Raw genomic sequence first — 14,639 nt, 5'->3', positions numbered from 1 at the left:
GATTGGTGTTTCATGTCCGGTGATTCGCGGCGTGCCCGAGCGAGGGGCGTTCCGGGTTCATTGAGCATTACCGCCGAAACGCCAGGCCCGGGGCACGGGGCTGGAGTGTGGGGGCGCGTTGCCGGAACGTCGATTCCGGCCGAGATCTGTGGGAATTCTTGAATGGCGACCAAGGCAACTGAGACCACTGAAGCGGCGCCCGAGCAACAATCGGATGGCCCGCTGCTCGATCTGACCGATGCCGCGGTCAAGAAGATGATCAAGACCGCGCGCAAACGCGGTTACGTCACCTATGACGAGCTCAATGACGTCCTGCCCTCGGAGGAGTTCTCTTCCGAGCAGATCGAGGATGTGCTCGGGCAGCTCAGCGAGCTCGGCATCAATGTCGTCGAGGCAGAGGAAGTCGAGGAGGCGCAGGCGGAAGGCGAAGCCGGCGAGGAGGAAGCCGAAGGTACCGATCTCGTCGCGGCGTCGACCAGCCGTGCCGTTGCCGCCAAGCCCGAGACCACGAAGGAACCGACGGACCGGACCGACGACCCTGTGCGCATGTATCTGCGTGAGATGGGCTCGGTCGAACTGCTGTCGCGCGAGGGCGAAATCGCCATCGCCAAGCGCATCGAGGCCGGTCGCGAGGCGATGATCGCGGGGCTCTGCGAGAGCCCGCTGACCTTCCAGGCCATCATCATCTGGCGCGATGAGCTTGTCGAGGGCCGCGTGCTCCTGCGCGACATCATTGATCTTGAAGCCACCTATGCCGACCCGGAGGGCAAGGGCGCCCCCGGCAAGGACGAGGAGGAAACGGGCGGGGGTGCGGCGGTCAGCGGTGTCGTAAACGGTGCCGCCGGCGCAGCTTCCGGCGAGGGTGCGTCGGCGAAACCGGTCGGCGATCAGCCTCAGGCCGGTTCGGCTCCGGAGGCCGAGGCGGAAGGCGATGCCGATGGCGACGCCGATGACGACGATATGGACAACAATGTCTCACTCTCCGCCATGGAGTCGGAGCTGAAGCCGCGCGTACTCGAAACCTTCGACCGGATCGCGGACAACTACAAGAAACTTCGCCGCCTGCAGGTCGAGCATGTCGAGCAGCGCATGCAGAATTCGCAGCTGACACCTTCCCAGGAGCGCAAGTACAAAAAGCTCAAGGAAGAGATCGTCACCGACGTGAAGTCGCTCTCGCTGAACCAGAACCGCATCGATGCGCTGGTCGAGCAACTCTACGACATCAACAAGCGCCTGCTCTCGCATGAGGGCCGGTTGATGCGCTATGCCGAGAGCTTCGGTGTCGGGCGCGAGGATTTCCTGCGCAATTATCAGGGCTACGAGCTCGATCCGAAATGGCTGTTGCGCGTCTCCAAGCTGGGCGGCAAGGGCTGGAAGAACTTCGTCGCCGACGGCAAAGACCAGATCCACGACCTGCGCGACCAGATCCATACGCTCGCCTCCGAAACCGGGCTCGAGATCTCGGAATTCCGCAAGATCGTGCACATGGTGCAAAAGGGCGAGCGCGAGGCGCGCCAGGCCAAGAAGGAGATGATCGAGGCCAATCTGCGCCTCGTGATCTCGATCGCCAAGAAATATACGAATCGCGGCCTGCAATTCCTGGATCTGATTCAGGAAGGCAATATCGGCCTGATGAAGGCGGTCGACAAATTCGAGTATCGTCGCGGTTACAAGTTCTCGACCTACGCCACCTGGTGGATCCGGCAGGCGATCACCCGCTCGATCGCCGATCAGGCCCGCACCATCCGCATCCCGGTCCACATGATCGAGACGATCAACAAGATCGTGCGCACCTCGCGCCAGATGCTGCACGAGATCGGGCGCGAGCCGACGCCGGAGGAACTGGCCGAGAAGCTCGCCATGCCGCTGGAGAAAGTGCGCAAGGTGCTCAAGATCGCCAAGGAGCCGATCTCGCTGGAGACGCCGATCGGCGACGAGGAAGATTCGCATCTGGGCGATTTCATTGAGGACAAGAACGCGGTCCTGCCGATCGATTCCGCCATCCAGTCGAATCTGCGCGAGACCACGACCCGGGTGCTCGCCTCGCTCACGCCTCGCGAGGAGCGTGTGCTGCGCATGCGTTTCGGCATCGGCATGAACACCGATCACACGCTTGAGGAAGTTGGCCAGCAATTCTCGGTGACCCGCGAGCGTATCCGCCAGATCGAGGCGAAGGCCCTGCGCAAGCTCAAGCACCCGTCGCGCTCGCGCAAGCTGCGCAGCTTCCTCGACAACTGATCCGGGGGAGGGCGCGGCGATGGCGGCTGCATCCGGGAATGAAGCGAACGAACCGCGCGGCGAACTCACGGTGCGCACCATCGCCATGCCCGCCGATACCAACGCCAATGGCGATATCTTCGGCGGCTGGGTGCTTTCCCAGATGGACCAGGCGGGTGGCATAGCCGGTGTCGAGCGCGCACGCGGGCGTGTCGTCACCATCGCCGTCGAGGCGATGACCTTCATCCGCCCGGTGCGGGTCGGGGATGTGTTGTGCGTCTATACCGAGATCGAATCGGTGGGGCGGACCTCGATGAAGATCCATATCGAGGCCTGGGCAAGGCGCTTCCAGAGCGATACGCGCGAGAAGGTGACGGATGCCAGCTTCACCTTCGTCGCCATTGACGATGCGGGGCGCCCGCGCCCGATCCCTGCGGCGGGCTGAAGCGCTCCCTCACCCGCGATCACCCGGCGGATCTTCGTATGTATATGGCAGCAGTCGCTCGAAGGTATCGCGCATGAGCGCGTAGCATTCGCACGAGGTCTGCTGCAATCCGTTCACATCGGTGCATTCGATCACGCCGCGACGATATCGGATCAAGCCCCGCGCCTGCAAGCTGCGGGCTGCGGCTGTCACCGTCGTGCGCTGGACACCGAGCATTTCGGCCAAAGCCTCCTGGGTCAGCGGGACCGTATTACTCTCGGTTCGGTCGCGGCAGATCAGCAGCCAGCGGCACAGACGTTGCTCGACCGAATGCAGCGTGTTGCAGGCAAGCGTCTGCAAGACCTGCGAGATCAGGGCCTCACCATAACGCGTCTTGATGTCGTTGAGGCTGGGTGTCTTGGGCAGGATCTCGTTCAAGAGCGCTGCGCGCATGCGCAGGGCGCGCCCGGCGATCTGCACGACCACACGGCTGAGCGAGACGCCGGAGCCGAGTCCGGTGACGAGGCCGACGGCGCCTTCGCGCCCGATCGTGCAGGTTTCGACGAACTGGCCTGGTTGCACCATCGTCAGAAGCGAGATGACGCCGCTTTGCGGGAAATACACGTAATCAATCGCCTGCCCGACATCGAGCAGGACTTCGCCGGGAAGCAAGGTCACAGGTTCGAGGAAAGGTTGTAATGTGGCGCGATCTTGCGGATCGGCTGCAATCAGTAATCTGTTCTGGTCATTTCCAAGTTCGAATATACGCGTGCGCTCGGGACCGGACGTTTCGCTGGTTGCCGAGATGCTCCGAGATACCTTTGTACTTTCCCGTCTGTTCGACATGCCAGCCGCCCCTCCCGGGCACCCTTCACTTCATGAGATTGTATTTTGTGTCCGCTTACGCACAGACTTGTCCATACAATTCTCACTAGTGATCGAAAATGTCAATGATTGTTCAGACCAATGAACCAATTCTGCGCCGGAATTGGCTGACCATTCCGGATATTGGAACGATCTTCCGGATCGCTACGGGGATTGCATATTTGATATGCAACTTTTCGGCGATATCGATAAAAATCTCGTTGAAGGCTGAAAGCCTCTTTACAGAAGAGGTGCGATCAGGATCGAAAACAGACATCTCCTGTCTGTACCAATCGCTATTTGAGGTAGATAAAATGAAGGTGAAAATGATTCTTAAGATTGTATTTTGTTTATCGAATTTACTAAAAATTGTATTATTTCGACGATGTTTTTCCCTGCCGTGCGTAATTCCCAATGCCGATATCGCCTTTCCGTGAAGCCGGATCATGCGCCGCTGGCGCATCCCTGTACCCGCCCTGATGCAGTAGCGGCGACCGGGAGCCATCACGCTCGGATCAACTGCGATAGAGCAGCGAGCGGCCCTGATGGAACAGGTGAAGCCGGTCCGGATCCGCCTTGAGGCTGACGGCCCTGCCGCGCATGTCTGAATGAATGCCTGGCAGTTTGGCCAGAACCTGCGCACCTGCGGCATCACGCGCGAAATAGAGCACGGTGAGTTCGCCGAGCGCCTCGGTAATCTGGACCTTGCCACGATAGAGATAATCCGCGTCATCGCTCGCGACGAGATCTTCCGGGCGTACGCCGAGATTGATCGGAAGGTTCCGATCCGCCTCCGTGGTCGGAATGGCAACGCGCGCCGTTCCGCCGCCCTCCAGCGCGACGTGCGTCTGCGCGCCCGTTTCGGTAATGCGTCCGGGCAGGAGGTTCATGGCGGGTGAGCCGATGAATTGCGCCACGAATTCGTTCTCCGGCTTCGTATAGAGATCCATCGGCGAGCCGACCTGGGCGATGCCGCCATTGGCCAGCACCACGATGCGGCTCGCGAGCGTCATCGCTTCGACCTGATCATGCGTGACGTAGATCATGGTGGAATCGGGCATCGATTCCTTCAATTGCGCGATCTCGATCCGCGTCGCCACGCGCAGGGCGGCGTCGAGATTGGAGAGCGGTTCGTCGAAGAGGTAGACGCGTGGATCGCGCACGATGGCGCGTCCGATGGCGACGCGCTGGCGCTGCCCGCCGGAGAGCTCCTTGGGCAGCCGGTCGAGCAGGGGTTCGAGCTGCAGGATCCGGGCGGCACGCGCGACGGCAGCGTTGATCTCCGTGCCGGTCTTCTTCGCGATCCTGAGTGCGAAGGCCATGTTGTCGCGCACCGTCATGTGCGGATAGAGCGCATAGGACTGGAACACCATGGCGATGCCGCGCTGGGAGGGATGCACATCGTTCATGACCATGCCGTCAATCTCGAGCGTGCCGCCGGTGATCTGTTCGAGGCCGGCAATCATGCGCAGCAGCGTGGACTTGCCGCAGCCGGACGGCCCCACGAAGACGACGAGTTCGCCCGGCCGAATCCCGAGATTGATGTTGGCGAGAACCTTGACGTCGCCATAGGCTTTCTCGACCCCGGTCAGTTTCAACTCGGCCATCGTCCCATGCTCCCCGTTCTCGTTTCGGCACAACCCGTTTCTATTTCACCGAACCCGCCAGCAGCCCTCGCACGAGGTATCGCTGCAGCGTGAAGAAGACGAGCAGCGGCACGCCGATGGAAACAAAGGCAGCCGTTGCGAGAATTCCCCAATCACCACCACGCGAGCCGAGCAGGTCATCGGCGATCTTCACGGTCATGACCTGAAAATCGGGCCCCGACGGCAGGAATACCTTGGCGACGAGCAGGTCGTTCCAGGTCCACAGGAACTGGAAGATCGCGAAGGAGGCGAGCGCCGGGAAGGACAGCGGCAGGACGATCCTGGTGAAGACCTGGAAATCCGTGGCCCCATCCACCCGCGCGCTCTCGATAATGTCGCGCGGCAGGCCGGCCATGTAATTGCGCAGCAGATAGATTGCCAGCGGCATGCCGAACCCGGTATGCGCGAGCCATATCCCCATGAAACTCTGCCCGATCCCGATACTGGTATGCAGACGCAACAGCGGCACGAGGGCGAGCTGTAACGGCACCACGAGCAGGCCGACGATCCCCGCGATCAGCAGCGCGCGGCCCGGAAACCGCATCCAGGCGAGCGCATAGGCGGCGAAGGCGGCAATCAGGATCGGGATGATCGTCGCCGGAATGGTGACGGTGAGCGTGTTGATGAACGCCTTGCCCATCCCGTCGGCGTTCAGCACGGTCCAGTAATTCCGCAGCGTGAATTGCGGTGGTATCCGCGCCTCGAAATAGATGGTCGGCCCGCGCCGCTCGAAGGCTTCCGGCGCATTCACGCGGAATGTTCCGTCGCGCGCCACGGTGAGGGTCCCGCCTCGACGCAAATCCGCCTCGGCTCCCGCCGGAAATTCCGCCGGTGCAGCGCCGCGTATGCCGAAATTCACCACCTCGCCCCGACCGTCAGGGAAGCGCGCGGCATTGGCGGGATCGTGGAAGACGTTCCCCGTGATGATGAAGCGCCCACTTTCCTCGCGCTGGTCCCGCGGATTGACACGGCTGCGGAAGGTCAGCTCGACCGGCAGCGGCGCCACCCACCACCCCGATTGCGAAATCTGGTCGCGGTCACGGAAGGAGGAGATGAACAGCCCGATGGTGGGGATCAGCCACAGCATCACGAGCAGCATGACGGCGATGTTGACCGCCCATGTCAGGCGCGATTTCTTGCCGGCAATCGAATCCATGTTCCCGCCTCCTCACCGCACTTCGCGCCGGGCCTGAACGATGTTCCAGATCATCACCGGCAGGACGAGGACCATGATCACGAAGGCAACCGCCGTGGCCCGCCCGTCATCGCGGAACATGTAACTCATCATGTAACTGGGCAGGATTTCCGTGCCGAAATTGCCGCCCGTCATGGTGTAGACGATGTCGAAGACCTTGAGCACGAGGATGGTGATGGTCGTCCAGACCACGACAATGGTACCCATGATCTGCGGCACCTTGATCTTGAAGAAGACCTGCCACGGGCTCGCCCCGTCGATGATCGCGGCCTCGATCGTCTCTTCGGGTATGCCGCGCAGGGCGGCGGAGAGGATCACCATGGCAAAGCCCGTCTTGATCCAGATAAGGATCACCATCAGAAAGAAATTGTTCCACAACGGTATCTGGATCACATCGACGCTGCGTTCGGCGCCGAAGGCGAAACGGAAAGCGTTGATCAGGCCGATATCGGGATTGACGGCATAGACGAATTTCCAGATCAGCGAGGCGCCGACGAAAGAGATCGCCATCGGCATGAAGATCATGGATTTGGCGATATTGCCCCAGGTCAGCCGATCGGTGAGCTGCGCCGCGATCAGGCCGATGAAGGTGGCGGAGGCCGGCACCACGATGATCCAGAGCAGGTTGTTGAACACGCTGATGCGGAAATCGGCGGCGTTGAACAGCGCGACGTAATTGCCCAGGCCGATGAACGTCTCGCCCGAGCGATCGAACAGCGAGCGATGGAACGAACCGACCACCGGATAGACGAGATAAAGCCCGAGCACGAACAGGGCCGGGAACAGGAATATCCAGGGCCGGATCCGGTTCGCACGGTTGATGTTGCGCCCGGCATGCGGCCCGCGCGCGGGCAACAGAACCTTGTCGAGAAACAGGTTTGCGGCGTAGAAATAGCCCACACAGGCACTTACGCCGATGACGATCGTCAACAGGCCCTGCAGCATTGGTGTCATGGCGCTTCCCCCTGAAGGCGTCCTGCTTGGTTTTTCTCGTGCAGGCCGGATCAGCGGCGCGCGGATATCCGCCCGCCCGCCGCTTCGCCGCTGTCAGCGCATCGCGTCCCAGCGATCCTGGATTGCGCCGGCGACGTCCTCGGCATCGGCGCCGGTCGTGTAATCGACCATGCCCGTCCAGAAGGCGCCAGCCCCGATCTCGCCGGGCATCAGATCGGATGCGTCGAAGCGGAAGGTGGTCGCCTCGAGCAGGATCTCGCCCATGGCGCGCAAGGCATCGTCGCCGTAAGCTTCCGGATTCGCCGCGAGATAAGGGGTGAGGAAGCCCGATTGTGCCATCCAGATCTCATGCGCGATCGGCGTTTGCAGGAAGGACATCAGGCCGCGAGCCGCTTGCGAATCGTCGGCAATGGCAAACAGCGTGCCGGCCCCCATCACCGGGTTGCCGAGATCGCGATCCTCGAAGGCGGGAAAGTAGAAAAAATCCACGTCGAAGCCGTATTCAGTACCTTCGGGGAAGAAGGTCGGAATGAAGCTCGCCTGCTTGTGCATGTAGCATTCCGGCGGGAAGGTGAAGAGGCCTGCCGGACTGTCGCGGAAATCGGTCGTGGGTACGGCCTCGACACCACCGGCGACGAAGTCGTCATTGCGGGCGAACCAGCCATATTCCTCAATCGCTTCAACGACGCGCGCATCGTCGAAGGGGATGGCATTGTCCACCCAGCCGTCATAGATCTCTGGCGCATGCAGGCGCAGCATCAGATCCTCGACCCAGTCCGTCGCCGGCCAGCCGGTCGCGGCGCCGGCGCCGAGCCCGATGCACCAGGGTGTGCCGCCATCGGCGACAATCTGTTCGGTGAGGGCCTTGAGCTCCGCCATGGTTTCGGGCGTATCGTAGCCCGCCTCGAAGAACTGGTCCGGGCTGTACCAGACGAGGGACTTGACATCGACCTTGTAGAAGAAGCCGTAGAGCGCATCATCGCCGTCCGGCCCGGTGAAACTGCCCAGATCGACCCAGGATTCGCCGGCGGAATAGTTCTCGCGCACCCAATCCGCCGTATCTTCGCCGAGCGGCTCGAGGAAACCCTGGGCGGCCATGTCGGCGGCCAGCCCCGGCTGCGGGAAGACGGCGATGTTTGGCGCCGAGCCGGCCTGGGTGGAGATCACGATATCCTGCTCGAAACTGTCTGAGCCCGAATAGACGACCTCCGCGCCCGTCGCTGCGGCGAAATAGGCCAGAACGCTCTCCACGAGGCGCGCATCGCGACCCGTCCAGGGGCCGGCCACGGTCATGCGTTCGCCGGAAAAATCATGGGCTTCGGCGAATGCTTCGAAACTCGCCCAGTTCAGCCGTTCGTCCGCACCCGGGGCGAAGATCAGATTCTGGGCAGCGGCCCCGTCGGAGAAAGCAGCGCCACCGCCGATGATTGCTGCGAGCGCCACGCCGGCGCAAAGCTTGCGTTTCATTCACCAACCTCCCTGGTTCTCAGTCGGTTCCTTGGGAAGATCGGGCAACCCCCGCCACTCCCGATCAGGAAACAACTGCTTTTAGATTGTCCTTAGGCTCACCCATCGCGATACGCGTGTCAATGCGGCAATGCGTATTTACATATATTCGCATATCATGAGCCCTGTATTGAAGCGGTCGGCAGGCTTGGGTGATCGGACAAGCATGGCCGGTATCAGCAAGGCTCACGCATAGACCGTTTTGTGCCAAAGTATGCTGTATCGATTTTTGTGTGCGCTGCAAAATACTCTCGCATTTCCGGATTCACAAGCTTTGCAGAGCTCCTGGAATCTGATTTCCGTCCTCTTTAATGGGGGTGATTATTGTGCATTGCAGGACAATGAAAAATTTCTTCTAATCGCCGCATGGCGCTTGCGACCCGGCATCGGGCATGCACAATCTCATGGCGCAATGGCGTGATCACTGCCGCGTCGCGCCCGCTTTCCGCAGATCGCCTTTCCGGTCGGTCGCTTCCGCATCGCTTGCAATTCGGACAACCATGATTCTCGTATGTGGTGAAGCGTTGGTCGATCTTCTCGTCGATCCGCAAGGCGCGGAGCTCGCGGCGCAACCGGTGCCGGGCGGATCGGCTTTCAACTGTGCCGTGGGCCTCGCGCGCCTTGCCGCCGAGAACGGTATCGCGGCGGGCTATCTCGGCGGTCTCTCCGCAGACGTGTTCGGTCGGTGGTTGCGCGCGCGCCTGCATGCGGAAGGCGTGTTGCCGGCATCGGCGACCGAGAGCGTCCATCCCACGCGTATCGTCGCCGTTTCACGTGATGCCACCGGCGAGCCGGCTTACGGGTTCTACGGCGACCGGGTGGCCGATCTGGACCTGCCCGCCGATGCGCTGATGCTTTGCGATGATTCACCCGTGCGGGCGCTGGTCCTCGGCTCCTTTCCGATCGCGCTGGAGCCCGCCGGTGACGCCTTGCGCCGTCTCGTGTCGCGCGAAGCGGGCCGGCGGCTGATCAGCCTCGACCCCAATCTGCGCTCGGCGCTCACGCCCCCCGACGCGGTCTGGCGCGGTGCCTTCGAGGCCTGTCTGGCGAAGGCCGATATCGTCAAGGCGAGCGCGGCGGATGTCGCGACGGGTTACGGTGATGCGCATGGCTTTGCGGCGCGGGCGCTCGCCGATCACGCCTCCGCCGGCCCCGCCCTCGTGGTCGTCACCGAGGGCGGGGCCGGTGCGCGACTGCATCATCGTGATTTCAGCCTCACCGTGCGCCCGCCGCAGGTGACGGTCGTCGATGCGGTGGGCGCCGGCGACAGTTTTCACGCCGCATTTCTGGCGGCTTTAGCCCGCTACGGTCCCTTTGATCGCGCGGGCCTCGCGGCTTGCGGCGCGGATGCCCTGCGCTTCCCGCTCGCCTATGCCGCGAGCGCGGCGGCGCTGACCTGCACCCGTGCCGGCGCCGACCCGCCCGATCACGCATCGATCATGCAACATATTGGCGATGCGGTCGTTTCATAACTGGATCTGATTGCGCAAGAGGCAGCCTGATGGCGAAACAGCTGAGTCCGAGGGATCCGAACTGGTGGCGCCACGCCGTGGTCTACCATATCTACCCGCGCTCTTTCCTCGACAGCAACGGGGACGGGATCGGTGATCTCGCCGGCATCACCGCGCAGCTGGATTATGTGGCGGATCTGGGTGCGGATGCGATCTGGGTCTCGCCGTTCTTCGTCTCGCCCATGGAGGATTTCGGTTACGATGTGGCCGATTATTGCGATGTCGATCCGATCTTCGGCACGCTCGCCGATTGCGATACCCTGATCGCGGCGGCGCATGAGCGGGGCCTGCGCGTGATCATCGATCTGGTGCTCTCGCACAGTTCGAACCGCCATTCATGGTTTCGCGAGAGCCGCTCAAGCCGCGACAACGCCAGGGCGGACTGGTATGTCTGGGCCGATCCCAAGCCGGACGGCACCCCGCCCAACAACTGGCTGTCGATCTTCGGCGGGCCGGCCTGGGAATGGGATTCGCGACGCAGGCAGTATTATCTGCACAATTTCCTCGCCTCCCAACCGGATCTGAACTTCCACAATCCTGAGGTTCGTGACGCCGCGCTCGACGTGGCCCGGTTCTGGCTCGATCGCGGTGTCGACGGGTTCCGGCTCGACGTGGTCAATTTCTATTTTCACGACGCGGAACTGCGCGACAATCCGCCCCTGCCGCAGGAGCACGCCGTGGCGGGGCTGGCGCGCACAAACCCTTACGCCTATCAGGATCACGTCTATTCCAAGACACGCCCGGAGAATCTCGCCTTTCTGGAGGATCTGCGCAGGCTCACCGATCGCTATCCCGGAGCGGCGATGTTCGGCGAGATCGGGCCCGACCGCGACGTCATGGCGACCACGGCCGCCTATACCGAGGCAGGCCGGCGGCTGCATATGGCCTATTCCTTCGAATTGCTCTCCGCCCCCTTCATGGCGCAGGCGATCCGACGGGTGGTGGAGGAGGTCCGCGGTGCCATCGGCACGGGCTGGCCCTGCTGGGCGCTGGCCAATCACGACGTCGTGCGCGCGGTCACGCGGCTGCAACTCGAAGCCGACCCCGATGCCGGAGCGGCCCTCGTCGCAGCGCTCGTGACCAGCCTCGGCGGCGGCTCCTGCCTGTATCAGGGGGAGGAACTCGGCCTTGAGGAGGCAGTGATTGCGCCCGAGGACATGCAGGATCCCTACGGCATCCGGTTCTGGCCCGACCAGCCGGGGCGCGACGGCTGCCGCACGCCAATGCCCTGGCATGCGGGCGCGCCGCAGGCCGGGTTCAGCGCCGGCACGCCCTGGCTGCCGATCCCGCACGTGCATCTTTCGCGCGCGGTCGACCAGCAGGTGGAGGAGCCCGATTCCGCGTTCGCGCGGGTGCGGCGTTTCCTGCACTGGCGGCGCAACGAGCCGGCCATGCGCGAGGGCGGGCTGCGCTTTCTCGATGCGCCGGAACCGATCCTCGCATTCCTGCGCGAGAAGGACGGCGAGGGCATTTTCTGCCTGTTCAATCTGAGCACGCAGGCGCAGAGGCTGACGCGGGATGGTCTCGCCGTCGCCGTGCCCCAAGGATTGGGCGCACCGGTCGCGCTGCGCGGATTTGAGGCTCAGGCTTTGCCCGATGGCGGTCTCGGCCTGTCGCCGTTCGGCGTCGCACTGTTTCGGACGCCGGCGTAGCGGCGCACGTCTTTGGCTGCACCGGGATGAGACGGGGCCAGGCGCATGGCTGTCCGGGGGTTGCCATTGGAACGAACATATGCAGAACATGAATCTGGACCGGGTTTGAAATTCCGATGGGGACAGGGCCCGGGACGTCTTGTCGTTTGGTGCGGCAGGCGTCAGAACGAAGGTAACAGGCGTCAACGGATCGAAGGAGGCTCGGATGGCGGGCAGCGTGAACAAGGTCATAATCGTCGGCAATCTGGGCCGCGATCCGGAGGTGCGGCGCACCGGCAATGGCGATCCCGTCGTCAATCTGCGCATCGCGACCTCCGAGACCTGGCGCGACAAGCAGAGCGGTGAGCGGCGCGAGCGCACCGAATGGCATTCCGTGGTGATCTTCAACGAGCCGCTCGGGCGCATTGCCGAGCAATATCTGAAGAAGGGCACGAAGGTTTATATCGAGGGCCAGCTCCAGACGCGCAAATGGCAGGACCAGAGCGGCGCCGATCGCTATTCGACGGAGATCGTGCTGCAGCGTTACCGCGGTGAACTCACCATTCTCGATTCCCGCGGCGGCGGCGGCGGTGGTGGGGGTGAGCGTGATGACAGTGGTTATGGCGGTGGGGGCGACGAGTTCGGTCGCTCCTCGCCGATGGAAAACCGTCCCGCTCGCGCCGGTTCCGGCGGCGGTGGCTCCGGTGGCAGTGGCAGTGGCGGCGGTTCGCGCTACGATGATCTCGACGACGACATCCCGTTCTGACATCCGGGCGGGTCAGCCATGAAGGTAAGCGATGGGACCGGCGAGTGCTTGTGCTGATCGCGACGCGCGTTTCGATCTGCTCGCCCTCGGCGAGCCGCTGATCGAGTTCAACGCCGATGCAAGCGATGATCGCTGCCTGCGCGGTTTCGGCGGCGACGTCTCCAATGTCGCCGTTGCGGCGGCGCGGCTCGGGGCACGGACCGGCTTTCTCGGCGCGCTCGGCGCGGATGCCTTCGGCGACGACATCATGGCGCTCTGGGCGCGTGAAGGGGTGGATACGGCCTGCGTGCGGCGCGATCCGCAGGCGCCGACGGGGGCCTATCTCGTTGAACATGGCGGCGCACAGGGGCACCGCTTCGCCTATCTGCGCGCGTCCTCGGCGGCAACGCACTACGCACTCGACGATGCGGCCCGCGCCGCGCTGGCGCGCACGCGCCTCCTGCATCTCTCGGCGATCAGTCAGGGGATTTCGCTCGCGGCCTGCGATACCGGTTTCGAGGCCATGGCTCTGGCGCGCGAGGCCGGTGCACGCATCGCCTATGATACCAATCTGCGCCTTGCCCTGTGGCCGCTGCCGCGCGCCCGCGCGATCATCCGTGAGGCTTTGCGGCTGTGCGACATCGCATTGCCCGGTCACGAAGATGCCGCGAAGATTTTCGGCACGCGCGATCCCGAGGCTCTGGTCGATCATTGTCTGGAGGGTGGTTGCGCCATCGTCGCGATGACACTGGGCGCGCAGGGCGCGATCATCGCCACGCCGCATGCGCGCCGCCGCATCCCGGCTTTTCCGGTCACGGCGCGCGATGCGACGGGGGCCGGCGATGCCTTCGATGCAGCCTTCCTGGTGCATCTTGGGGAAACCGGCGATCCTTTCGCCGCCGGGCACTATGCCTGTATTGCTGCCGCGCTGTCGACCACGGGATACGGCGCGATCGCGCCCTTGCCCGGTCGCGGGGCGGTTGACGCTGCCCGCGCGGCTTTGTCCGCTGACGGGGACGGCTGAGCCGCTGACGAGCGGGCCGCGTTGCGGTCGGGCAGAGCCGACCCGCGATGACCGGGTTTGTGCCGACTTTCGATCTTCGCCAGCGCGTGGCATGTTGCAGTGCAATGCGGCAAGTGTGATCACGCGTCGCGGGATCCCGTTGCCGGATCGCACGATCATCGCGGAACTCTTTCGCGCCCTGCCGCGTCTTCGCAGCAAGCGTGCTACAGATTGATGACGGAGAGCCCATGTCCGAGAAAACCGCGCATGCCGATCAGGAATCCCCTGAGCAAGCCCATATCGCTGCGGAATCCAACAGCGGGCAACCGCCACGATCCACCGGTTCCGGTGCCGACGGCAATCCGGAGCGCACGGATATCGACGCGCGCAAATGGCATGCCGAGTCCATCGATGACACGCTGCGGGCGCTGGATGTCGATGCGGATGCGGGGCTTTCGCAAGAGGCGATCGCGCAGCGCCGCGAGAGCTTCGGCCGCAACCAGCTTTCCCAGGGCGCCCAGCGCACCACGTTGCAGCGCTTCATCAGCCAGTTCGACAATCTCTTCATCTATCTGCTGCTCGTCGCCGGCGTGATCACCGCACTGCTCGGCGAATGGCTCGACAGCGGCGTCATCTTTGCCGTCGTCCTGATCATCGCCATTATCGGCTTCATTCAGGAAGGCCGCGCCGAGCAGGCGCTGGAGAGCGTACGCGACATCCTCTCCAGCGACGCCTTCGCTCGGCGCGGGGGCAGGAAGCGCAAGATCGACGCGGAGGAGCTCGTCCCCGGCGATATCGTCCATCTCGAAGCCGGTGACCGTGTGCCCGCCGATCTGCGGCTGATCAGGATCAGGAACCTGCAGACGCAGGAAGCGGCGCTGACCGGCGAATCGACCGCCGTCGAGAAGAAGACCGATCCGGTCGAGGAGAATGCCGATCTCGG

The 14,639-nt window shown here is 63.3% G+C and carries 13 protein-coding genes; 7 read left to right on the top strand and 6 right to left on the bottom strand.

The features are described from left to right. Positions 1-162: 162 nt before the first annotated feature. Entirely contained in the window at positions 163-2,238 is a 2,076-nt protein-coding gene (rpoD, locus tag VKP01_RS01675; RefSeq protein WP_324409901.1) for an RNA polymerase sigma factor RpoD, read from the top strand. 19 nt (positions 2,239-2,257) lie between these two features. After that, entirely contained in the window at positions 2,258-2,662 is a 405-nt protein-coding gene (locus tag VKP01_RS01670) for an acyl-CoA thioesterase (protein ID WP_324409900.1), read from the top strand. A 9-nt stretch (positions 2,663-2,671) separates the two neighbouring features. On the opposite strand, the gene VKP01_RS01665 is transcribed toward VKP01_RS01670, so the two are convergent. The 6 genes from VKP01_RS01665 to VKP01_RS01640 all read right to left on the bottom strand — a co-directional run bounded on the left by VKP01_RS01665 (position 2,672) and on the right by VKP01_RS01640 (position 8,767). Next, positions 2,672-3,319: a Crp/Fnr family transcriptional regulator gene (locus VKP01_RS01665; protein WP_324409899.1), complete on the bottom strand. Its 648-nt coding sequence runs from the start codon at positions 3,317-3,319 to the stop codon at positions 2,672-2,674. A gap of 280 nt (positions 3,320-3,599) precedes the next feature. Then, positions 3,600-4,013, bottom strand: a complete 414-nt coding sequence (locus VKP01_RS01660) for a hypothetical protein (protein WP_324409898.1) — start codon at positions 4,011-4,013, stop codon at positions 3,600-3,602. Positions 4,014-4,020: 7 nt separating this feature from the next. Then, positions 4,021-5,112 (bottom strand): ABC transporter ATP-binding protein, encoded by a 1,092-nt coding sequence (locus tag VKP01_RS01655; protein WP_324409897.1) that lies wholly within the window; start codon positions 5,110-5,112, stop codon positions 4,021-4,023. 40 nt (positions 5,113-5,152) lie between these two features. Continuing rightward, entirely contained in the window at positions 5,153-6,307 is a 1,155-nt protein-coding gene (locus VKP01_RS01650; protein ID WP_324409896.1) for a carbohydrate ABC transporter permease, read from the bottom strand. 12 nt (positions 6,308-6,319) lie between these two features. After that, the gene (locus VKP01_RS01645; RefSeq protein WP_324409895.1) at positions 6,320-7,300 is read right to left on the bottom strand and encodes a sugar ABC transporter permease; all 981 of its coding nucleotides are present in this window, start codon (positions 7,298-7,300) and stop codon (positions 6,320-6,322) included. A gap of 93 nt (positions 7,301-7,393) precedes the next feature. Further along, positions 7,394-8,767 carry an ABC transporter substrate-binding protein gene (locus VKP01_RS01640; protein ID WP_324409894.1) on the bottom strand — a complete coding sequence of 458 codons (1,374 nt, stop codon included), beginning with the start codon at positions 8,765-8,767 and terminating at the stop codon, positions 7,394-7,396. 539 nt (positions 8,768-9,306) lie between these two features. On the opposite strand from VKP01_RS01640, the gene VKP01_RS01635 reads away from it, so the two are divergent. The 5 genes from VKP01_RS01635 to VKP01_RS01615 all read left to right on the top strand — a co-directional run. Beyond that, positions 9,307-10,278 carry a PfkB family carbohydrate kinase gene (locus VKP01_RS01635; RefSeq protein ID WP_324409893.1) on the top strand — a complete coding sequence of 324 codons (972 nt, stop codon included), beginning with the start codon at positions 9,307-9,309 and terminating at the stop codon, positions 10,276-10,278. A gap of 29 nt (positions 10,279-10,307) precedes the next feature. Further along, positions 10,308-11,969 carry an alpha-glucosidase family protein gene (locus VKP01_RS01630; RefSeq protein WP_324409892.1) on the top strand — a complete coding sequence of 554 codons (1,662 nt, stop codon included), beginning with the start codon at positions 10,308-10,310 and terminating at the stop codon, positions 11,967-11,969. A gap of 205 nt (positions 11,970-12,174) precedes the next feature. Next, a complete protein-coding gene (locus VKP01_RS01625) occupies positions 12,175-12,714 on the top strand; it encodes a single-stranded DNA-binding protein (protein WP_324409891.1) in 540 nt (179 codons plus the stop codon). A gap of 31 nt (positions 12,715-12,745) precedes the next feature. Continuing rightward, the gene (locus tag VKP01_RS01620) at positions 12,746-13,717 is read left to right on the top strand and encodes a sugar kinase (protein WP_324409890.1); all 972 of its coding nucleotides are present in this window, start codon (positions 12,746-12,748) and stop codon (positions 13,715-13,717) included. Between the two features lie 227 nt (positions 13,718-13,944). Further along, positions 13,945-14,639 (top strand): HAD-IC family P-type ATPase (locus VKP01_RS01615; protein ID WP_324409889.1); only part of this gene is annotated, 695 nt, incomplete at its 3' end.

Source organism: Saliniramus sp. (assembly GCF_035311605.1).
GTDB lineage: Bacteria > Pseudomonadota > Alphaproteobacteria > Rhizobiales > Beijerinckiaceae > Saliniramus.
Note: the sequence above shows the minus strand (reverse complement) of the source record. Positions and strands in the feature narration are given on the sequence as shown.

Excerpts from the sequence above, each read along its gene's own strand:
- VKP01_RS01620 (WP_324409890.1), top strand. The coding sequence starts at position 12,746 with ATGGGACCGGCGAGTGCTTGTGCTGATCGCGACGCGCGTTTCGATCTG.
- VKP01_RS01640 (WP_324409894.1), bottom strand. The coding sequence starts at position 8,767 with ATGAAACGCAAGCTTTGCGCCGGCGTGGCGCTCGCAGCAATCATCGGC.
- VKP01_RS01645 (WP_324409895.1), bottom strand. The coding sequence starts at position 7,300 with ATGACACCAATGCTGCAGGGCCTGTTGACGATCGTCATCGGCGTAAGT.
- VKP01_RS01630 (WP_324409892.1), top strand. The coding sequence starts at position 10,308 with ATGGCGAAACAGCTGAGTCCGAGGGATCCGAACTGGTGGCGCCACGCC.
- VKP01_RS01635 (WP_324409893.1), top strand. The coding sequence starts at position 9,307 with ATGATTCTCGTATGTGGTGAAGCGTTGGTCGATCTTCTCGTCGATCCG.
- rpoD (WP_324409901.1), top strand. The coding sequence starts at position 163 with ATGGCGACCAAGGCAACTGAGACCACTGAAGCGGCGCCCGAGCAACAA.
- VKP01_RS01655 (WP_324409897.1), bottom strand. The coding sequence starts at position 5,112 with ATGGCCGAGTTGAAACTGACCGGGGTCGAGAAAGCCTATGGCGACGTC.
- VKP01_RS01625 (WP_324409891.1), top strand. The coding sequence starts at position 12,175 with ATGGCGGGCAGCGTGAACAAGGTCATAATCGTCGGCAATCTGGGCCGC.
- VKP01_RS01650 (WP_324409896.1), bottom strand. The coding sequence starts at position 6,307 with ATGGATTCGATTGCCGGCAAGAAATCGCGCCTGACATGGGCGGTCAAC.
- VKP01_RS01670 (WP_324409900.1), top strand. The coding sequence starts at position 2,258 with ATGGCGGCTGCATCCGGGAATGAAGCGAACGAACCGCGCGGCGAACTC.